Here is a 20,390-nt window from a genome sequence, read left to right as displayed (position 1 = left end):
ATCTCACAATGTTCACACCAGCAACATACAGAGCTTATTTAATGCTTTACAGTTAGTTACCACGAATCCAATCGAGGTCTTCATAACGGTTATCCCCTTGATCGGGGGTCATCAGATTATCAGCGGGTAAGACTTGAGCAATCATCGTTGCAGGGACGCGCGCACCCGCGTGCAACACAGACCGTCTGACACCTACAGTATATTTACCCTTAACAAGCAGTGCGTTATTACGGTTGAGTAACATTATCTATCTCCTAAATACATCTTGCCTATAAATGAGCTGGTAAATAGACCAGCTCCTTATCTAATTATATCAAGGTTTTTGTTTATCAGACATGTCTAAATAAACTAATCAACTGATTTGCAGTAAAAAAGAAATCTTTGCACCCGTTAGAAAATAATCCCCTTTTGCAGAACAAAAAGGGATTTTTATAAACTACAGCAAACCATCTTTACGGAACATATCACGAATACCGCGTATTGCCTGACGACTACGATGCGGGTTTTCAATCAATGCAAAACGAACATGGTCATCCCCATAACTGCCAAAACCAACACCGGGAGAAACCGCAACATGTGCGTCGCTAATGAGTTTTTTCGTAAACTCTAATGAGCCCATTGCTTGATAAGGTTCAGGAATTTTTGCCCACACAAACATGCTGCCTTTAGGGCGTGTCACTTCCCAATCAATGTTATTTAAGCCGTCGCACAACACATCACGCCGTTCTAAATACATATCCCGAATTTGCGTCACGCATTCTTGCGATTCTTCTAATGCAGTAATCGCCGCTACCTGAATCGGGGTAAACGTTCCATAATCCAAATATGACTTCATTTTTGCCAGTGCCGCAATTAAAACAGGATTACCGCACATAAAGCCAACACGCCAACCGGGCATGTTATAGCTTTTAGACATAGAAAAAGACTCGACTGCAATATCTTTAGCCCCCGGAATTTGTAAAATTGAGGGCGCGGTATAGCCATCGAATACAATATCAGCATACGCTAAGTCATGAATTACCCATATTTGATGTTCGCGGGCAATATCAATGACCTTCTGAAAGAAATCTAATTCGACACATTGCGTTGTCGGGTTAGCGGGAAAACTAATCACCAACATTTTTGGGCGTGGCCACGAATCGACAATTGCACGCGACAACTCGGCAAAAAAATCCACACCGGGGATTAAAGGCACATGACGAATATCAGCCCCAGCAATGACAAAACCATAAGGATGAATGGGATAAGCAGGATTAGGCACAAGCACCGAATCCCCCGGCCCTAAGGTTGCTAGGGCGAGATGTGCTAAACCTTCTTTAGAGCCTATGGTGACAATAGCCTCTGTTTCAGCATCTAAAGTGACATCATAACGTTGCGCATACCAGCGCACGATTGCACGGCGCAAACGGGGAATACCGCGAGACATAGAATAACGGTGCGTATCTTTACGCTGTGCGGCTTCAACCAATTTATCGACTATATGTTTGGGTGTAGGCTGGTCTGGATTACCCATTCCAAAATCGATAATATCTTCCCCCCGCGCTCGTGCCTGTGCCTTGAGTTCGTTAACGATGCCAAAGACATAAGGGGGGAGGCGTTTGATACGAGGAAAATCAGTATTCAAGATAATTCCTTAAAAATAGCAGTAGAACAATTGTATGTGATAGTTTTATAAACGCTCACGGTTTTTATAACGCGAATTGTTTTTCCGTCAACAGCATAAAAACAATCCACGGATGACAACATTGAATCCATTATTTAAACGTTTTAGTTATCCATAAAGGCACACGCGCTTGTTGCAATAAAACAGCCGTTTCATGCAATGGTAGCCCCATAATGCCCGAATAACTCCCCATTATTTGCGTAATAAATATACTTGCTAAACCCTGTACAGCATAAGCCCCCGCTTTATCAGTCGGCTCACCTGTTGCAATGTAACAGTCGATTTCTAATTCGCTTAAAGGACGAAAAGTAACCTGATTATAATTAACCAAAACCTGCTCACCAAGCGCACTGACCACCGCAATCCCCGTCATAACCTCGTGCGTTTTGCCTGCTAACTGTTGCAACATCCTTTTTGCATCGGCATCATCACATGGCTTACCAAAAATAACGCCATCACAAATAACACTCGTATCAGCCCCCAACACAGGATATACCGCTTGAGACTGTGCATAACCACAACGCGCCTTTGTCAGGGCTAAACGACTCACATAATGCGCAGGTGCTTCATATAACAAGGGAGTTTCATCAACATCAACACTTATTTGTTGAAAATCAACATGGATTTGTGCCAATAATTCACAACGGCGAGGGGATTGGGAAGCAAGATAAATCATGAAGTACGAATAAACAGTTAGGGAAACGAATTATTTCACACTCAGCGACTAAGATAAATGGTGAGCATGTTATGCACAATGATTTTACCCAAGAAAATGCTTTATGGGCGCAACTACAAACGCAAACAGCCCCAAATAAACAACGCCAACAACTCTTAGAAATGGCGCGCTTGCTACTGCTACATGCACAAATGGATACGGCAACAACAACACAGCTTGCAACAGATGACTTAACCGATTTATTTTTAGAATATCAAATGATTGGGGAAACAATTGCCCAATTTCTACAAAAATCACTCCCCTTTCTTGACCCTGACTATCGCGGACAAGCCTTTGAACAAGAACTACAAGCATTACAAGAAAAGCTAGCCCAAGATAAAGCACAAGCACGTACCTTGCAAAATCAACTACAAACCTTGCGTGAAGAACAAACCCAACTCACCCAAACCGTGCAACAGCAACAAGCGATAGAACAAGAAGTACAAACCCTAACGACCAACATCGCTAAACTTAAACAAGAGTTAAGCTATTTACAACAACGTCCTGCCCGTTTAACAGCCCTTGCAGAAAGCTCAATCCAGTTATATCAAGAAGCGCAACAAGCCATTATCGACGCGATTCCACAAATTATGAATTTAGTACAAGCCAATAAAGAACTTTATAAAAAGCATTTCAAAGCCAATCAACAAATTATGGACGCGATGCAACTACCAAATATAACAGAAGAAATTTCTTCTCCCGTACAAAAAATCGCACAAGTCACACAGGCAATAGAAAAAAATCTACAGACTTTTGACCAGCAATTGCAAAGCTTAATATTAACCAATGAAACACAATTACGCGAATCACGCCAATTACGCGAACCCAGCGGTTCATAGGCTAGTCTAAACTCAGGACTTTTAGCGTTGAACGGGATAAAAATAACCGCGTTGATAACTCTGTCGATTTGGATAATCCCAAAAATGTTGATTCAGACAATCGCTTATCAGGAAAATAACGCATTCCTACGCTTTTGGTACTACAAAAAATAAATTATTTTCCACTGGTTACGATAAAAATAAGTGAGCAACACTATCAAGTGGTTAGTCCTGTAGTAAATCCTTAAAGGCTATGAAACAATGAACTGTTTCTTTTTCTTAAGGGTGATTGCCATGTTTGATTTACACGGCTATGGAATGAGTATTTTAATGGGAGCGTTATTAACCATTGAAGTTGCACTATTTTCCCTTCTAATTGCAACCGTACTGGGTTTATTGGGTGCATTAGCAAAATTATCCCCTTCTAAAACCGCCCGTTGGATAGCAACGCTTTATACAACGATTGTTCGGGGTATTCCCGATTTAGTTTTGATGTTACTGGTATTTTATGGCGGGCAATTGCTGATTAACCAAGTTGCAAGCGCGTTAGGTCATAACGACTATATTGATATTAATCCATTTATTGCAGGTGTGCTGACCATCGGTTTTATGTTTGGCGCGTATATGACAGAAACTTTTAGAGGCGCAATCCTTGCGATACCTTACGGGCAGTTAGAAGCTGCGTATGCGTTTGGCATGACACGCTGGCAAGTATTCAGACGCATTTTATTACCACAAATGATTCCCCACGCCATTCCGGGATTTGGCAATAACTGGCTAGTGCTATTAAAAACAACGGCATTGGTGTCGATTATTGGCTTAGACGACATGGTACGCAAAGCCGCACTCGCCGCAGGCGCAACCCGTTTACCATTTACGTTTTATTTGGTTGTTGCCCTTGTTTTTTTAGGATTTACAACAGTTTCTATTTTGCTGTTGAAATGGGCAGAACGACGGTATAACGTTGGCACAAAAACGGTGTAATAAATGGATTTTACAGCAATTATTGAAAATATTAATTTATATTGGGGTGGATTATGGTTGACCTTACAACTGGTCTCTTTATCCCTACTGCTCGGCATTTTGATGGCGATTCCCTGCGCATTGTTGGCAACAGCGAAAAACCCATTTTATTCATTGCCTATTTTCACCTTTAGCTATTTCTTTCGCGGAACACCCTTACTAATTCAAATTTACCTGATTTATTATGGATTAGGACAATTTGAGTGGGTAAAAAATAGTATGTTTTGGGGAATCTTGCGCGAGGCATATTGGTGCGCACTGTTAGCCTTTACACTAAATACAGCCGCTTACACGATAGAAATTTTACGCGGAACGATAATAACAACACCATCAGGTGAGATTGAAGCGGCACGGGCGTTTGGGATGTCACAACGTTTATTATATCAACGAATTATTTTACCCAGTGCCTTACGCCGTGCCTTACCCGCGTATGGTAACGAGGTAATTTTTATGTTGCACGCCAGTTCGTTAGCCAGCATTATCACTTTAGTTGATATTACAGGCGCGGCGCGGATAATCAACGCTCGTTTTTATATGCCTTATGAAGCATTTTTAACAGCAGCGGCATTTTATCTAGTGCTAACGTTTATGTTAGTGTTTTTATTTAAACAGTTAGAAAAACATTGGCTAGCCTATTTACGCCGTTAATTTTGAACCGTATCAAACAGGCTAAAAACTTTACTATCGTTGAATAGTTATGATTTAAATCGTTTATCGCCACCATGACGATAAGCGGTTCATCCATGTTTTGGGTTCGGTGATATCGTTATTTGTTGCAAACATGGGTTGTGCAAGGATGACGGAGATATTATCTTCACCACCCATTTTATTGGCTCTTTCTACTAAAAAGCGGGCTTTTTGCTCTAAATTATTATCACGCAATAAAATTTTTTGCATCACCTCGTCATCCAGCATATCGTTTAAACCATCAGAACAGAGCAGATAAATATCGTTGGAGGTGATTGGATATTCTTTCACATCCACCGTCACACTATCGCCAACCCCTAAAGCGCGGGTAACAAGATTTTTATTTGGCGAATAGCGTGCTTGTTCGCGGGTATAAAATCCACAGTCAATCAACTCTTGTAAAACAGAGTGGTCAGTTGTGAGTTGGATAAACTCCGAACCACGTAAACGGTATAAACGCGAGTCACCCACATGGGCAACGCTGACAAATGTCGGTTGAAAAATCGCGGCGACAACGGTTGTTCCCATACCACGATATTCAAGTTGTTGTTCAGCCGTGCTATAAATTAATTGGTTTGCTTTAATAATCGCTTTTTCTAATAAGGCAGAAATACGATGTTGTCCGTTAGCTGTCAGGGTTTGCTGTTGTTCTAAGCTCAAATTGCGCATTTCAACAGCCATGTCTTGCATAATGGTTTTAACGGCTAATTCGCTGGCAACTTCCCCTGCCTGATACCCGCCCATTCCATCGGCTAAAACGACAATACCCAATTCTGTATCGCTGTCGATGCAATCTTCATTATGTTCACGCACTAACCCTGTATCGGATTGACAGGCGATTTCTAAGTGCATGATGCCACCTTGCAATCACGTAATGCAGTTGCAAACTCTGCCCCTGTTTGAAAACGATGGTCGGGTATCTTAGCAAGGGCTTTATTTATTAGGTCTTTCAAGCAAGAAGGCATATCAGGTCGTAGCATGGATAAATCGGGGTGTGGTTCGGTGGTAATTTTATACATAAGTGTTGCCATTGAGTCCGCCTGAAATGGCAAAACACCTGTAAATAATTGATAAAGTAAAATGCCTAACGAAAATAAATCGGAGCGACCATCCACCAGTTTGCCCACTAATTGTTCGGGTGACATGTAGGAGGGTGTCCCTAAAATAATACCTGTTTTCGTCCGTTTTGCATCGGTAATCCGTGCAATACCAAAGTCAGTAATTTTTATTTTACCTGTTCCGGGGTTATACATGATATTAGCGGGTTTAATATCACGGTGGATAACGCCTTGCGTATGTGCGTAGTCTAAGGCTAACGCGGCTTGATAACCAATTTCAATAGCGGTAGCAATAGGGAGTAAATTATCTGATTTAGTATAAGGGGTTAAATTACCGCCTTTGAAAAACTCCATAGAAATATAGGCTAAATTATACTCCTCTCCCGCATCATAAATCGCTACGATGTGCTCATGTTTTAGCCGACCTGCGGCAGTCGCTTCACGGAAAAAGCGGGTTGTCGCTTCGGGTAAATCTTCTGCTTCAAATTCTTGGGATAAAGGCAGGGTTTTAATAGCAACCAAGCGATTTAATTTCGGGTCTTTACCTAAATACACAACACCCATCGCGCCTTTACCTAATTGTCGCTCGACTTGATAGCGTCCTAATTGCGGTTTTTCGCCGCTTTCATCATGCAACCAATCATCCAACACGCTGGTTGTTCCACGTAGTCTCGGTTTGCGTAAACTGCGTAAGCGTTCTAAACGTCTTTCACTGTCACGAAAATTGGGCGAATGGCTCAAAATGTAACGGTAAACCGCTGCCGCGTGGCGTGATTGGCGTTTACGCTCATAATCTAATGCCAGATTGTAAAGCAAGCCTAACATGCCCTCATCCGCAGGACAGAGACGGAATTTCTCAAACGCCATATCTAACTGCCCTTGTCCTTGAAATGCTAATCCTAACAAACGATTACTTTCCACTGCATTGGGTAGCATTCGAAACACATCTTGATACGCCATTAAACTACGTTTCACGAACATCAAGATATGTCCTAATGGTAATAATAATAAGGGCAATATCAAAGAAATAGACCAGCCTAAACGCAATAAACTGAAATAGAGTACAACCAGACAGATAAAACTTAAACCGCTAATAAACAGCGCAATACGCCATTTTAAATCGGGTAATAAAAAACAAAGATAAGCAATAACAAGCAAAAAAACGCCCGTTTGTAAACTTAATGCCCATTCTGGCGTAATTAAAAAATCTTGATTTAACAAACTGCTAACCGTGTGGGCTAACACTACAACGTGGGGTAATTCTCCTACGGGTGTACTTTGTGTCACGCTGTGATACGGGGCTGTTACGCCGATTAAAACGATTTTATCCCGATATTTTTCAGGGGAAATTTTTCCCTGTAATACATCCACAAAGCTATCGATGGTTAATGCCGATTTATCATCAATATCATGATAAAAAAAGGGTTGAATTTGTAACTGGGTATCGGTGTTAATCCGCAACGCGCCTAAGCGCACCCCTTGTCCTAAACGCACTTCTAACTCTTGTAAACCCACGCGCAAATGTTGTGCCGCCAGAAAAAGCGGTAAATTGGGTAAATACAAATGTTGATACTGTACAACCAACGGAACCGCCGTATTAGTGGGTAATATATCAGGTAATACACTGGCATTATTACTAAAAATAGGTAACGGCATTTGTAATTGAAGAATAGACAACGGTTGTGGAGAAGGGCGCGAAGTATCAAAACGCTCGCTAACCGTTGTGAGACGATTACGCATGATACCTTCAGGAATATTCTCTAATGGAATAGGGGGTTCATTGCGCATAATAGGCACACCAAAAACCCATTTACCCGATTTTTTCAGGTTGTCTGCAAAAATCCCATCAGCATCTAATTCAGAATAAGCCGCGTTTAATTTATCTTCTAACGTTGTAAGTGTGTTGGGTAATTCTGTCCACAGCGGGGAGGATAGATGAAATTGATTTAATTCTGCCAAACTATCGCGCTCTGCTGCTCGTGTACGTCGTGCTTTTGTCGCGGTAGCGATTAACGCGCTTAATTGTCCTAATTCTTCAGAAAGCTGACTAATCGCGGGGGATTTTGTATAAAACGTCATTAATTCAGCAAGGCGTTCTGTACCCGCGTCTTGTTGTGGTTTGGAGAAATCTATATCTGTAGCAACGACATCCGCATAAGGCTGTAATATTCCCAATAACTGCGCGTAAACCGTCCGTGACCATTGCCAATCGCCTAATTGTGCCATGCTGGCTTGGTCTATAGCGATAACAGCGACCTTTTCGCCCGCGTTATGATTGGTATGGCGCAAACCCAACGCATACAAACTATTTTCTAACGGTTGTAATAACCCAAATTGCGCCAAGCCTAATAAACACACCGCTACCAATATGCCGACAATCCAGTCATACATGCCTAATTTTTCTTTTAAAGTGGTCATTATCTTGTCAATACAGAGGAATTCTATAGAAAAACAGGAGGGTTAGCATTACGTAAATACGCTGATAACCTGCTTGTTTCCCTAGTCCGCAAGATATATGCCAGTGAAGTAGATGTAAATTTATTTGCACAAATTGGCGACGATTACGCAGATAAATTCGCGCTTATAAAACTCGTAAGGTGCGTAAAATCAATTTAATATCGAGCCATAACGTTCGCTCGCGTACATATTGTTGTTGATAAGCTAATTTAATCGGTAAAATTTTTTCTATATATTCTTGTTCGGGATTTTTTGCGGCGGCTAATAACTCGCCTTCATGACGAAATAGAATTGATGCGTAATCAGTAATACCGCAAGGCACTGATAACACTTCAGTTTTAACCATTGGTGAGTAATAAGCAACATATTCAGGCACTTCAGGGCGCGGGCCGACTAAGCTCATATCGCCAACTAGTACATTGAATAATTGCGGTAATTCGTCCAATTTATACCGTCGTAAAAATGCCCCTGCGCGGGTAATCCGTTTGTCCGTTGTCGCTGTAATTTTTAATCCTGTATTTGGATACATGGTGCGAAATTTAAAAATCTTAAATAGTCGCCCATGTTGTCCAACACGGGTTTGTAAAAAGAAAACAGCCCCGCGACTGTCTGCTTTAATCCACACAGCAATACAGATAAAAACAGGGCTTAACAACAAAATAGCAGGGATAACGCAGAGCAAATCAAACCAGCGTTTTACCCTCATCGACGCGCTCCCGTCAAAATCTGCCGGGTTGCAGCAATCACTCGCATAACATCGGCTTCTGTCATATCGGGATAAATTGGCAAACTGACTGCCCGCTGATAAACATCAAAAGCAACGGGAAAATCTTCTGGTTCAAAACCGTAACGCTCTTTCCAATAAGGTTGAATATGCAGCGGGATAAAATGCACACTTGTGCCTATTCGCTCCATTTTCATCCGTTCAATAAATTGATTACGGTCAATTTTTAAGTCTTCCAATGTCAATTGAATAACGTATAAATGCCAAGCATGGGTATTTTCAGGGGCGGTGTAAGGCGTGGTTAAAGGTAGCCCTTGCAATCCCTCGGTATAACGTTGGGCGATAGCTTCACGACGTTGGCGTAATTTTTCCGCCTTGCGCAGTTGATGAATACCAATTGCCGAAGCAATATCACTCATATTGTACTTAAACCCGGGGGCAACAACCTCATAATACCACGTAGGCAACGAGGAGCTGGAACGGTCAAACACATCCCGACTAATACCATGTAAGCGCATTATTTTCATTCGCTTAGCATATTCTGGGTTAGCGGTTACTATCATCCCCCCCTCGCCCGTCGTTACCGTTTTTGTCGCGTAAAAACTATAGGCGGTCACATCACCAAATCCGCCAATTAATCGCCCTTTATAACGACTGGGCAACGCATGGGCGGCATCCTCCACCACCTTAAGCTGATATTGCTTTGCTAAAGCCAGAATATCGTCCATTGCGCACGCTTGCCCTGCAAAATGAACAGGGGAAATAACCTTAATATTATCTGTCGTGGCTAAGGCTTGCGCTAACTTTTGCGTATCCATATTAAATGTACGCGGGTCAATATCCACAAAGATAGGGTCTGCGCCCAAATAACGGGCAACTTCGGCGGTTGCTGTAAACGTATAAGGCGAGGTAATAATTTTATCGCCAACACCCACCCCGATTGCTTCTAAGGCAAGATGCAACCCCGCTGTTGCTGAATTGACAGTTAAGGCATAGGGCATATCGACAAAGGCAGAAAATTCTTGTTCAAACTGTTGAGTTTTAGGGCCTGCAGTCAACCAGCCAGAACGTAAGGTATTGACGACTTCATTAATTTCTTCTTCACCAATACAAGGGACAGCAAAAGGCAAAAACGTTTCATTCACTGCTAATTACTCCTGAAACAGTGGGTAAATATACATATTATAACCATAACTTGCCGAGTTAAGGGACGTAACGATAAAGAAGAATCCGTCAGTTTTTAAAACCAACACCCACCAAGCAACAGCATCACACAAGACTTATGGTAAAGTATGTTGCATTTCTGTCGTAGAATGCGGTGCATGGCAACCAACCACTTGACAATGTGCTGCATCCTATCATTCTTCACACGTGACCATTACGCGGCAAGGAGGTCTGCATGATAAACGCATTTGCTACTTTAATTGGTGAATCTGGCGATTTTGCAACCGTGATTCGTGCTGCCCAACTGATTGCACTCACAGACGCAACCATTTTAATTTTGGGGGAAAGTGGCACAGGCAAAGAATTAGTTGCCCGCGCCATTCATCAAACCAGCCGTCGTACACATGCAAATTTTGTAGCAATCAATTGTGCCGCCTTGCCAGAGTCGCTCGCTGAAGTAGAATTATTTGGGCATCGTAAAGGCGCATTTACAGGCGCAGATACACATAGACAAGGACGTATTCAAGCCGCCGCAGGGGGAACACTTTTTTTAGATGAAATTGGTGAATTACCTTTAACAATTCAAGCAAAATTACTGCGTTTTTTAGAAAATGGCGAATGCCAAGCCTTAGGGAGAAATACCCCCGAAAAGGTTGATGTACGGGTGATTGTGGCAACCAATCGAGATTTATACGCAGCGGTTAAAGCAGGACAATTTAGGCAGGATTTATATTATCGTTTAAACATCGTACCGTTAGAATTACCGCCCTTACGCCAGCGAAAAACTGATATTAAACTGCTATTACAACACTTTACCCACTATTTTGCTACACAACATCAACGAGCCGCACCTTGTTATAGTCCCGCAACATTAGCCGTTTTAACGCAACATTTTTGGGCAGGCAACGTGCGTGAACTACGAAATTTATGTGAACGATTGGTTTTATTTTATGCAGGACAACGAATAGAACCAAAACAATTACCCGCTGAATACCAACAAAATAACCCAACAGAAAAGGCTGTCCATTTGCCAAATTGGGGCGTTTTTCCTGATGAGGGCATTAATTTAGTAGAAGTTGAAATTATGCTAATTCGTCAAGCATTACAAAAAACCTACGGTAACTGTAGCCAAGCAGCGCGTTTATTAGGATTAAGCCGTGATACCTTGCTATATCGAATTAAAAAGTATGCGATTGAATAAGTTTAAAGAAAATAGATAACACCGATTTAATTTGCTTTTATTTACCTTTAACTTTATTAATTCTGAAAATTCTGATTCAAACCAGCTTGCGCACCTAACGCACCCTACACTTAAATTTAATCATAGAGATAAATCATGAGTTACCCAACGATTGAACAATTCATCGGTGATACGCCCTTAGTACGTTTGCAACGGCTCGCAGGTAAGACTTCTAACCAGATATTAGTCAAACTAGAAGGCAATAATCCAGCGGGTTCAGTAAAAGACCGTCCTGCCTTAAGCATGATTCAAGAAGCCGAGCAACGCGGAGAAATTAAAGCGGGTGACGCGCTGATTGAAGCAACTAGCGGTAATACAGGGATTGCACTCGCAATGGTCGCGGCGATGAAAGGCTACCGCATGATTTTGATTATGCCAGAAAATATGAGTGTGGAACGCCGCGCATCGATGAAAGCGTATGGTGCAGAATTATTGCTCGTACCAAAAGAAGGAGGGATGGAAGCAGCTCGAGATTTAGCCTTTACAATGGAAAAAGAAGGTAAAGGCAAGGTCTTAAATCAATTTGATAATCCTGATAATCCCCTCGCCCATTATAAAACCACAGGGCCTGAAATTTGGCGGGCGACCAACGGCACGATTACCCACTTTGTCGCAACGATGGGGACGACGGGAACGATTATGGGAACATCACGCTATCTTAAAGAACAAAACCCTGCTATTCAAATCGTTGGCGTACAACCCGCAAGTGGCGCGAGTATTCCCGGTATCCGTCGCTGGTCACCTGACTATTTACCCAAAATTTGCGATTTTTCCAAAGTTGACCAATTAATCGATATGGACCAATCCAGTGCGGAAGAAACCACGCGAGCATTAGCCACACAAGAAGGGATTTTTGCAGGGATTTCTTCAGGTGGTTCTGTCGCAGCAGCCTTGCGCGTGTCGCAAACAGTAGAAAATGCGGTTATTGTCTGCATTATTTGTGATAGAGGCGATAGATATTTATCTACAGGCGTATTTCCTGCCTAACCAAGAATGAGCGTGGCAAAATGAGCGGGATTAAAGAAAGCTATGTGCAATTGCGTAACACAGAAATTGACCGTTTATTAGATACCTGTGAAAGTGTTGATGATTTAGAAGGACATATCGAACAACGCTTGACACAGGCAAGCAAACATTTTCGCCACGAATTAGACCGCCATCTCACCGAAGTAGAAACCCGTCAACAAGCATTTGAACAATCCTTAACCTCTTTAGGATTAGGTGAAGCAATTCAAGCAATTGAACGGCAATATACCGAGCAATTACAAAAATTAGCCCAAGCATTTCAACAGCAAATCACGGAACAATTACAACAGGGTGGCGGGCAATATGCACAACTGATTCAGCAGAAAACCCGCGAATTTACCAATGCTTTAAGCTCGCAACATACATTATTACATCAAGAACTAACACAAGTTTCCGCGCAAGTACACGCACAGCATACGACTGAAGCAGAACAAGCAGAACAATGGGTTACAGTTGCTCAGGCGTTACTGACTTTTTTACAAACACAATACGCCCGCCACACGCAGTTTTTACCCTTCGCTATCCAAAAATTGCAGGGGGAATTATTACTTGCACAAACCAATTTGGTGCAAAAAAATTATCAGGCGGTGATTGCGAACAGCCAGCAGACATGGTTAGCGGCACAAAACTTGCGCTTGCAACTGGAACAAAAAGAGGTGGAATGGCAGGCTTATTTGCACGCAACACGTTATAGTGTGTTAGAAACATTAACAATTATTGAAGCACAAGCGCAACTGAATATTTTAGTTGGGGCAGGAAGTGAGGAAGCGACAACCACGGTGGACGTGGATTTCTGGACCAAGGGCAAATATGCCAAGTTACATCAACAAATTCAGGCAACACAATGGCAACTGGATACTGGCGAGTTTATTCCACAAGAAACCTTGCAGCAAATATTGGCGCAAATGGGCGCGCATCAACAAACACTAGCAAACTTAGTTGCTGAAGCAAAAGAGGGGTTGTTAGCGTCACAATTGCGCAATAACATTGGACAAATGATTGAGGAAGCCTTATATGACGCAGGTTGGGAAGTCACGGATGCCGCGTATGAAGGGGAAGATTATCGTGAAGCAATGCACTTAAAATTGAAAAATTTTCAAGGGGATGAGATTGTAACCATTATTAATCCTGACCCCAATGCGGATTATTTAATGCGGAATAAATTGAATATTCTGTTTTTTGACCGTTCAAGTAATGATGATACGTCGCGCCAAGAACGTTTAAAACATATTATTCGAGTATTACGGGCGGGGGGATTGGAATGTACACAACCTGTTTGTGTTGCGGGTACAGAAAATCAGGCAAGCATGGAAACTGAACGTTTAGATTTTTCTCAAGTGCGTAAAGGCAATAATTCGCGTTTAAACCAACAAAGCCGTTAAAATACAAGTTTTAGGCGTGCTGACATAATCGAAATAATTGTCTAATTTTCTCCCGCCCTTGCCGTCAATTAAAAAAGACTATTTTTATCCATAAAACCTTTTATTTTGGCTCGTTTGATACAAAGCATTAGTTATACGCCATTTTAATTCCTGACAAGTTGGACATTTATGATACGATTTAACCCCCTTTCCTTATGTGTGCTTATTGGTTTATTTTCTGTAAATTTAAGCTGTTATGCAGAAGATGTATCAGATAACGAAGTCACATCAACCGCGACAGCGAGTCATACAACAGCGGAAACCCCTGTTGATGAAGCCAGTACAGAAAATGGAATCGCCACCTTAGTTAAGTTATTAGAACAGCTAAAAACCAGTAATCCTGAACTGAATAAACAACTGCTTGAACAAGTAGAACAGCATCAATTGCAGATTTTACAATTACAACAAGAGAAGGAATTGATTGCGTTACAAAACGAGTTGTTACAAGAAAAAAATCGATTGGCCCTGTCGCAACTAACGGCTGACAAAGAACGGGTAGAATTGGAAAACGCGTTACAAGTTGGTAAACAAGCGCAAATATTGGCTGATTTGAATGATAAAAAGATGCGTTTGGAGCTAGAAAATGCAATTCGTGAGCAACAAAATAAACTCACTTTTGCAGACAGCGAATTGGAAAAAACCCAGTTAGCCACGAAAAATGCGTTACAAGAGGAAAAAAATAAAGTTATTGAACTGCAAATTGCCCTAGAAACGGCTCAAATAACACATGAAACAGCCAAAATGGAATATGAAAAAGCCAAGCAGGCGGCAGCGGGTGATTTGAGCGATAAAATTGCTAAACGAGACCAACGTGAGCTGTGGGAAAATCAGGCGAATAAGTTACCCGAATATTTAGTTGATCCTTATGTAAATGGTGAGCTGGTATTAAGTGACCGACGAGTATTATTGAATGGTCCTATCATGCCGGGAGAAGCGGCTTATGTAGCAGAGCGGATTTCTTTTTATAATAATAAAACAACGCAATACCCCATTTTTCTGATCATCGATAATTGCGCGGGCGGCTCGGTGATGGAAGGTGTACAAATCATTAAAGCGATGCAAGCGAGTACTGCCCCTGTTTATGTGGTGGTGAAATCATTGGCTGCCAGTATGGCGGCTGTTATCGTAACGACGGCAAAGCGTTCATTTGCTTATCCTGATGCAATCATTATTCACCATCAGGTGTGGAGTGGTTTTATGGGAAATCTCACTCAACAACATGAACAAATCGATATGATGCAAGAATGGTCACGGCGGGTTATGGAACCTGTTGCCAAAAAAATGGGACTAACCCTAGATGAATTAGTTAAACAGATGTATCAGAATAATTCTGATGGTAATTGGCGAGCATTTGCGGATAAAGCCGTGCAGTTAAAATGGGTTGATGTTGTTATTGAAAATGTTCGCGATACGTCCTACATCAAGCAACCACAAGAACCCCAACCCGTGCCTGCTGAAGTTTCGCTGTTTTCCAAATATGAAAGGTTGGATTCTAACGGTAAAAATTACTTTCAGTTACCGCCACTCAGTGCAACGGATATGTATCATTTATATAATCCTGATAATTATTATCGGTTTTAAGCAGATAAAAAAATCCCAATTGGATTGTTTTTATAGGGCGTAGTGATGTATTAGTACAAACCTAATAAATAGATTTTCCCTTATAATTCTTTAAGATAAAGGGGAGAAGTTTTGCATGTGAAAAAGAATGAGTGACTGGGTTTAACGTTACAGCTAGTTAAAACAGAAGTCATACGTGAAGGCGTATATAATGTTATAAAAGCCTATTGGATTCATAAAAAATCCGATGGGCTTTTTTGTAAAATCCTGATGAAATAAATGTTTTGTTGACAATAAATTAAAAGTTTACTCACGTATTAGTATTACTCAAACCTTATGCCTTTTTATTCCCTTTATATTAAGAATCTATCTACATGGATAACCGAAATTGTGTATTGATTGTTGATGATGAAGAACACGGACGTGACGCATTAGAAATGCTGTTAGCGACCGAAAATTATCAATTAACATTTGCCTCTCATGGTGAAGAAGCACTACAACAAGCACAAAGCATTATTCCTGACTTAATTTTATTAGATGTAATGATGCCCGGAATGGATGGCTTTGAAGTTTGTAGTTTATTGCGCACCAATGCAAAATTGGCGGAGGTTCCTATTTTAATGTTGACTGCATTAGATGATAGAGAATCGCGTTTACGAGGTATTGAAGCAGGTGCAGATGATTTTATTACGAAACCCTACGACCGCGTGGAGTTACGCACCCGTGTAAGAACTATCATGCGTTTAAACCGTTATCGCCGTTTGGTGTCTGAACGGTCACGGTTTGAATGGGTTATAGAAAATTCGGAAGATGGTTATTTATTACTGGGTGATGATGATGTTATTCAATATGCAAATCATCAAGCCCGTTTATTACTAAGTTTACCAGATAAAGAAAAAATACCATTTTTACGGCAAGCATCAAGCCACTATCAATGTGAGCCTGCTCTTGCATGGCAATCATGGATGAGCGAAAAAACCAATACATCAGAATCTCGTTATTTAGTACGTCCAGAAACCCAACATTTACCACCGTTATGGTTATTAGTAGAAGTGTTAAATCTACCCTTGTATAAACAAGGAAGTACATTAATACATTTACAAAATGTCAGCGAGCGAATGAACTTACAACGGCAAATGTGGACTTTTCAAACGATGGTTTCACATAAGCTTCGTGGTCCATTAAATGGATTAGTCAGTTTACAAATGCTAGACCAAAAAAATATGGACTTGTCTAGGGCGTGTCATCAAATAGTAAAAAATGTTATATTATAATCATATACCCAGATATCGCCAAGGATAAAACAATGAGTCGTCGCTATGCCTTAACCGATGAACAATGGTCAAAACTAGAACCGCTACTCCCTGGGCGTAAAGGACATGTCGGGATGACGGCTAAAGATAACCGCTTGTTTATTGATGCTGTTCTATTCCGTTATCGCAGTGGCATTCCTTGGCGCGACCTCCCCGAACGCTTTGGTGATTTCCGTGTCGTCCATACCCGCTTCAGTCGTTGGTCTAAGAAAGGTGTCTGGGAACGTGTTTTCAAGATACTAAGTGCCGATGCCGATAATGAATATGCCATGATAGACAGCACAATAGTTAGAGCGCATCAACATAGTAGTGGTGGTGGCGCAGATGAAGCCATTGGACGTAGCGCAGGGGGTTTAAGTACCAAGATTAACTCCGTTGTTGACGCACTGGGCAATCCGACCCTTTTTTTTTGACTGCGGGACAGGCAAGCGACCTTGAAGGGGCTGATGCTCTTATTCCTCAGATAAAGGCAAACGCTTTATTGGCTGATAAGGCTTATGATGCAGATGAACGGGTTAGAGATGTTTTAAAACAGCAAGGCATAGAACCTGTGATTCCGTTCAGGAAAAATCGTTTAAATCCACCTGATTATGATAAAGCTCTTTATAAGGCACGTTATTTAATCGAGCATTTCTTTGGTAAATTAAAGCAATATCGTGCAATAGCTACACGATATGATAAACGCGCTAGGAATTTCTTAAGTGGGGTTTATTTGGCTTCTACCTTGATTCTTTTAGCTTGAACCTTTAACCCTTCTTATTTGATGACAGGCTCTAGTGAACGCGCCCATGCGTTGTTAAAAATTGCCCGCGAAAGTGCAAAACGCTTACAAGACCAAATATTAGAAATTTTGCGTTATATTGATGTTGGACAGTTAGTGAGAGCCAGTGGGCAAACGACATTTGAACAACTTGCGGAGATTATTACTAAAATCGGCTGGGACTTGGTATTAGAAAATATAACATTTACTGTCGCTGATGCCTTGCAACAGCAAGTAATATATTTTTCTACTGAATCGTTAGAGCTTATTTTACGCGAGCTACTGACTAATTCGAAGAAATTTCATCCGCAACAATCACCCACTGTTCATATTTATGCAGAACCACATCAAACGCAACAAATGACACTCAGCGTGATGGATGATGGTGGTCATCTCAGTACAGAAGAATTACAAAAAGTTTGGATGCCTTATTATCAAAGTGAAAAATCGTTTACAGGCGAAGTTAAAGGCATGGGGCTGGGTTTGCCTATGGTGGCCATGTTAGTCTGGAATCGTGGCGGGTCGTGTCATTTGTGTAACCGAGAAGAACAAAAAGGGGTTTGTGTAACATTAACATTACCTTTGTTAAATCGGGCAGCATGATAAGTAAATGCGGATATCACCGCGTTGAGTAGTGATATCCATTGTCTATTTTTCTTATTGCCCCAATGTTCGCCCCCCATCGACGGCAATGATTTGTCCTGTGATATACCCCGCATCGCGGATTAAAAATAAAATAGTTTTCGCAATGTCTAATGGCTCTCCATGCCGTTTTAAGGCAAGCGTTGAAACAATACGCTGTTTTGTTAATTCATCCATTTCATTCTGCGGCCATAAGATTGCACCGGGCGCAACCCCATTCACGCGAATTGATGCACCTAATTCACGCGCTAAGGCTTTTGTCAACATAACTAACCCCGCTTTTGCCGAACTATAGACAGGATGATTTTTTAGGGGGCGTTCTGCATGGATATCAACCATATTGATAATACATCCATTGGCCACAGACAAATAAGGGGCTGCTGCTTGGGCAAGAAAAAAGGGGGCTTTTAAATTACTGCTAAATAAATCATCCCACATCTCTTCTGTTGTTTGTCCGATAGACGTTGGATAAAAACTGGAGGCATTATTCACCAACACATCTAAACGCCCAAAATACTCAGCGACTTGTTGCACCATGCGCGTTAATTTGGCAACATGCGCTAAATCCGCCTGTAATAGCAAAACAGAATCCGCTCTAATGGCATTCAATTCGACCTGTAATGCATGAGCATCTGCCTCAGAATGGCGATAGTGTAAGGCTAATTTCATTCCCTGTTGATGCAACTGACGCGCAGTCACCGCGCCTATCCGTCGCGCAGCCCCTGTAATTAAGGCAACCTTATCGGTTAGTACGTTATCCTGCATAACAATTCCCCTTTTAATTCATTGTGAGAAAAACTATGTCATTACCGCTACCTGATGACCCCGTTGCTATTGAACATAGCCAGCGTCTAACCCAGTATATTAATGCACAAATGCAACAAGCAGACGGTGCAATTCCTTTTCGTACTTTTATGGAAAGCGCGCTATATGCACCCAATTTAGGCTATTACAGCGCGGGATTACGTAAATTTGGGAAAGGTGGCGATTTTGTTACTGCGCCAGAATTATCACCACTTTTTTCCCGTTGTATTGCTAAACAATGTCAGGCGGTATTGGCGACATTAACCAATGGAGTAATCATTGAATTTGGCGCAGGCACTGGTGCGATGGCTGCCGAAATTTTACGTAGTTTAGCCCAATGGCAATGTTTACCTGCACGCTATTACATTATGGAACTGAGCGCGAGCCTGCAACAAGTTCAACAACAAACTTTACAAACACAAGTCCCTGATTTATACCCTTATGTTGAATGGCTCACGCACTTACCCGAACAGCGTTTGCAAGGTGTTATTCTGGCTAACGAAGTACTGGATGCGATGCCTGTACAAAAATTTCAGCTAACGGCTGAAGCGGTCATGGAATATTACGTTACCACAGAACAAGGGCAGTTTATTTGGCAAACTCGACCAACTGTCGATGCAGAATTACGCCAAGCCGTAGAATCTTTGCGTCCTGTATTACCTTTAGGCTATGTCTCTGAAATCAACCCAACCTTACCTGCATGGATAAATAGTTTGGCAGATATCCTCGACAAGGGAATTGCCTTATTAATTGATTATGGATTTCCGCGTCATGAGTATTATCATCCACAACGGCATGAAGGAACATTGATATGTCACTATCGCCATCATGCACACAGTGACCCATTGATTCTAGTTGGATTACAAGATATTACTGCACATGTAGATTTTACCGCAGTTGCTGAATCCGCTGTTGCTGCAGGCTGGTCAGTTGCAGGCTACACCAACCAAGCAAACTTTTTATTAGCAACAGGGTTAATGGAAGAATTAGAAACGTATCAAGCAGATGAAAAAATATACTATGCAATGACACAAGCAGCTAAACAATTGCTTTTGCCCAGTGAAATGGGTGAGTTATTTAAAGTGATTGCTTTAAGTAAACAAGTAGATATGCCACTAAAAGGCTTTATGTTAGACCAAAGTGGTCGATTGTAACTATCGATAAAAATAAGAATTATCTGTATTAGGATGTCCAGAAGTATCCGCGTTTCCAGAATTAAAAAATAAAATCAACCTTGTCTGGAAATTCTACTCACGCTGAATATCCTGATTCAGATAACTGTTTCTGCTAAAAATTATCAAGGTATAGCGACCGT

The 20,390-nt window shown here is 41.5% G+C and carries 19 protein-coding genes; 11 read left to right on the top strand and 8 right to left on the bottom strand.

What is annotated here, in order from left to right:
- Window positions 1–52 precede the first annotated feature (52 nt).
- The 3 genes from AL038_RS17705 to AL038_RS17695 all read right to left on the bottom strand — a co-directional run bounded on the left by AL038_RS17705 (window position 53) and on the right by AL038_RS17695 (window position 2,339).
- Complete coding sequence (locus AL038_RS17705; RefSeq protein WP_062155111.1) at window positions 53–244, bottom strand: hypothetical protein; 192 nt, start codon at window positions 242–244, stop codon at window positions 53–55.
- Between the two features lie 192 nt (window positions 245–436).
- The gene (alaC, locus tag AL038_RS17700; protein ID WP_062155109.1) at window positions 437–1,624 is read right to left on the bottom strand and encodes an alanine transaminase; all 1,188 of its coding nucleotides are present in this window, start codon (window positions 1,622–1,624) and stop codon (window positions 437–439) included.
- Window positions 1,625–1,754: 130 nt separating this feature from the next.
- A complete protein-coding gene (locus AL038_RS17695; protein WP_062155107.1) occupies window positions 1,755–2,339 on the bottom strand; it encodes a Maf family protein in 585 nt (194 codons plus the stop codon).
- A gap of 71 nt (window positions 2,340–2,410) precedes the next feature.
- Between AL038_RS17695 and AL038_RS17690 the strand changes: the two genes are divergently transcribed.
- From AL038_RS17690 to AL038_RS17680, 3 genes are all read left to right on the top strand, one after another.
- Window positions 2,411–3,217, top strand: coding sequence for a coiled-coil domain-containing protein (locus AL038_RS17690; RefSeq protein ID WP_062155105.1), 807 nt, complete (start codon window positions 2,411–2,413; stop codon window positions 3,215–3,217).
- 273 nt (window positions 3,218–3,490) lie between these two features.
- Window positions 3,491–4,180, top strand: coding sequence for an ABC transporter permease (locus AL038_RS17685; protein ID WP_062155103.1), 690 nt, complete (start codon window positions 3,491–3,493; stop codon window positions 4,178–4,180).
- Window positions 4,181–4,183: 3 nt separating this feature from the next.
- On the top strand, window positions 4,184–4,867 hold the full coding sequence (locus tag AL038_RS17680; RefSeq protein WP_062155101.1) for an ABC transporter permease: 684 nt from the start codon (window positions 4,184–4,186) through the stop codon (window positions 4,865–4,867).
- 63 nt (window positions 4,868–4,930) lie between these two features.
- Here AL038_RS17680 and AL038_RS17675 read toward each other — a convergent pair whose 3' ends face one another.
- From AL038_RS17675 to AL038_RS17660, 4 genes are all read right to left on the bottom strand, one after another.
- Window positions 4,931–5,758: a Stp1/IreP family PP2C-type Ser/Thr phosphatase gene (locus AL038_RS17675; protein WP_066246162.1), complete on the bottom strand. Its 828-nt coding sequence runs from the start codon at window positions 5,756–5,758 to the stop codon at window positions 4,931–4,933.
- A complete protein-coding gene (locus AL038_RS17670) occupies window positions 5,749–8,382 on the bottom strand; it encodes a CHASE2 domain-containing serine/threonine-protein kinase (protein ID WP_062155099.1) in 2,634 nt (877 codons plus the stop codon). The genes AL038_RS17675 and AL038_RS17670 overlap by 10 nt, the downstream gene beginning before the upstream one ends.
- A 163-nt stretch (window positions 8,383–8,545) precedes the next feature.
- The gene (locus tag AL038_RS17665) at window positions 8,546–9,127 is read right to left on the bottom strand and encodes a sugar transferase (RefSeq protein WP_062155093.1); all 582 of its coding nucleotides are present in this window, start codon (window positions 9,125–9,127) and stop codon (window positions 8,546–8,548) included.
- Window positions 9,124–10,290, bottom strand: coding sequence for a DegT/DnrJ/EryC1/StrS family aminotransferase (locus AL038_RS17660; RefSeq protein ID WP_062155091.1), 1,167 nt, complete (start codon window positions 10,288–10,290; stop codon window positions 9,124–9,126). Before AL038_RS17660 ends, AL038_RS17665 begins: the two co-directional genes overlap by 4 nt.
- 254 nt (window positions 10,291–10,544) lie before the next feature.
- On the opposite strand from AL038_RS17660, the gene AL038_RS17655 reads away from it, so the two are divergent.
- The 7 genes from AL038_RS17655 to AL038_RS17625 all read left to right on the top strand — a co-directional run bounded on the left by AL038_RS17655 (window position 10,545) and on the right by AL038_RS17625 (window position 18,232).
- Complete coding sequence (locus AL038_RS17655; protein ID WP_062155089.1) at window positions 10,545–11,510, top strand: sigma-54 interaction domain-containing protein; 966 nt, start codon at window positions 10,545–10,547, stop codon at window positions 11,508–11,510.
- Between the two features lie 135 nt (window positions 11,511–11,645).
- Entirely contained in the window at window positions 11,646–12,536 is an 891-nt protein-coding gene (gene cysM / locus AL038_RS17650) for a cysteine synthase CysM (RefSeq protein ID WP_062155087.1), read from the top strand.
- 20 nt (window positions 12,537–12,556) lie between these two features.
- On the top strand, window positions 12,557–13,957 hold the full coding sequence (locus tag AL038_RS17645; RefSeq protein WP_062155085.1) for a hypothetical protein: 1,401 nt from the start codon (window positions 12,557–12,559) through the stop codon (window positions 13,955–13,957).
- A gap of 168 nt (window positions 13,958–14,125) precedes the next feature.
- Complete coding sequence (locus tag AL038_RS17640) at window positions 14,126–15,577, top strand: ATP-dependent Clp protease proteolytic subunit (RefSeq protein WP_062155083.1); 1,452 nt, start codon at window positions 14,126–14,128, stop codon at window positions 15,575–15,577.
- A gap of 353 nt (window positions 15,578–15,930) precedes the next feature.
- The gene (locus AL038_RS17635) at window positions 15,931–16,830 is read left to right on the top strand and encodes a response regulator (protein ID WP_062155081.1); all 900 of its coding nucleotides are present in this window, start codon (window positions 15,931–15,933) and stop codon (window positions 16,828–16,830) included.
- Between the two features lie 32 nt (window positions 16,831–16,862).
- A protein-coding gene (locus tag AL038_RS17630) for an IS5 family transposase (protein WP_201800089.1) occupies window positions 16,863–17,611 on the top strand; the annotation gives its coding sequence in 2 pieces (ribosomal slippage) (window positions 16,863–17,277 and window positions 17,277–17,611; 750 coding nt in all).
- Between the two features lie 21 nt (window positions 17,612–17,632).
- Window positions 17,633–18,232, top strand: coding sequence for a sensor histidine kinase (locus tag AL038_RS17625; protein WP_062155080.1), 600 nt, complete (start codon window positions 17,633–17,635; stop codon window positions 18,230–18,232).
- 54 nt (window positions 18,233–18,286) lie between these two features.
- Here the strand turns inward: AL038_RS17625 and AL038_RS17620 are convergent, their stop codons facing one another.
- A complete protein-coding gene (locus AL038_RS17620; RefSeq protein ID WP_062155078.1) occupies window positions 18,287–19,036 on the bottom strand; it encodes a pteridine reductase in 750 nt (249 codons plus the stop codon).
- A gap of 35 nt (window positions 19,037–19,071) precedes the next feature.
- Here AL038_RS17620 and AL038_RS17615 point away from each other — a divergent pair, with 35 nt between their 5' ends.
- Complete coding sequence (locus AL038_RS17615; protein WP_062155076.1) at window positions 19,072–20,229, top strand: class I SAM-dependent methyltransferase; 1,158 nt, start codon at window positions 19,072–19,074, stop codon at window positions 20,227–20,229.
- Window positions 20,230–20,390: the final 161 nt, after the last annotated feature.

This window comes from Beggiatoa leptomitoformis, assembly GCF_001305575.3.
Taxonomy (GTDB): domain Bacteria; phylum Pseudomonadota; class Gammaproteobacteria; order Beggiatoales; family Beggiatoaceae; genus Beggiatoa; species Beggiatoa leptomitoformis.
This window is presented reverse-complemented; position numbering and strand designations above follow the sequence as displayed.

Excerpts from the sequence above, each read along its gene's own strand:
- AL038_RS17615 (WP_062155076.1), top strand. The coding sequence starts at position 19,072 with ATGTCATTACCGCTACCTGATGACCCCGTTGCTATTGAACATAGCCAG.
- AL038_RS17625 (WP_062155080.1), top strand. The coding sequence starts at position 17,633 with ATGACAGGCTCTAGTGAACGCGCCCATGCGTTGTTAAAAATTGCCCGC.
- cysM (WP_062155087.1), top strand. The coding sequence starts at position 11,646 with ATGAGTTACCCAACGATTGAACAATTCATCGGTGATACGCCCTTAGTA.
- AL038_RS17645 (WP_062155085.1), top strand. The coding sequence starts at position 12,557 with ATGAGCGGGATTAAAGAAAGCTATGTGCAATTGCGTAACACAGAAATT.
- AL038_RS17705 (WP_062155111.1), bottom strand. The coding sequence starts at position 244 with ATGTTACTCAACCGTAATAACGCACTGCTTGTTAAGGGTAAATATACT.
- AL038_RS17670 (WP_062155099.1), bottom strand. The coding sequence starts at position 8,382 with ATGACCACTTTAAAAGAAAAATTAGGCATGTATGACTGGATTGTCGGC.
- AL038_RS17685 (WP_062155103.1), top strand. The coding sequence starts at position 3,491 with ATGTTTGATTTACACGGCTATGGAATGAGTATTTTAATGGGAGCGTTA.
- AL038_RS17620 (WP_062155078.1), bottom strand. The coding sequence starts at position 19,036 with ATGCAGGATAACGTACTAACCGATAAGGTTGCCTTAATTACAGGGGCT.
- AL038_RS17695 (WP_062155107.1), bottom strand. The coding sequence starts at position 2,339 with ATGATTTATCTTGCTTCCCAATCCCCTCGCCGTTGTGAATTATTGGCA.
- AL038_RS17665 (WP_062155093.1), bottom strand. The coding sequence starts at position 9,127 with ATGAGGGTAAAACGCTGGTTTGATTTGCTCTGCGTTATCCCTGCTATT.
- AL038_RS17675 (WP_066246162.1), bottom strand. The coding sequence starts at position 5,758 with ATGCACTTAGAAATCGCCTGTCAATCCGATACAGGGTTAGTGCGTGAA.
- AL038_RS17640 (WP_062155083.1), top strand. The coding sequence starts at position 14,126 with ATGATACGATTTAACCCCCTTTCCTTATGTGTGCTTATTGGTTTATTT.
- AL038_RS17690 (WP_062155105.1), top strand. The coding sequence starts at position 2,411 with ATGCACAATGATTTTACCCAAGAAAATGCTTTATGGGCGCAACTACAA.
- AL038_RS17655 (WP_062155089.1), top strand. The coding sequence starts at position 10,545 with ATGATAAACGCATTTGCTACTTTAATTGGTGAATCTGGCGATTTTGCA.
- AL038_RS17635 (WP_062155081.1), top strand. The coding sequence starts at position 15,931 with ATGGATAACCGAAATTGTGTATTGATTGTTGATGATGAAGAACACGGA.
- AL038_RS17680 (WP_062155101.1), top strand. The coding sequence starts at position 4,184 with ATGGATTTTACAGCAATTATTGAAAATATTAATTTATATTGGGGTGGA.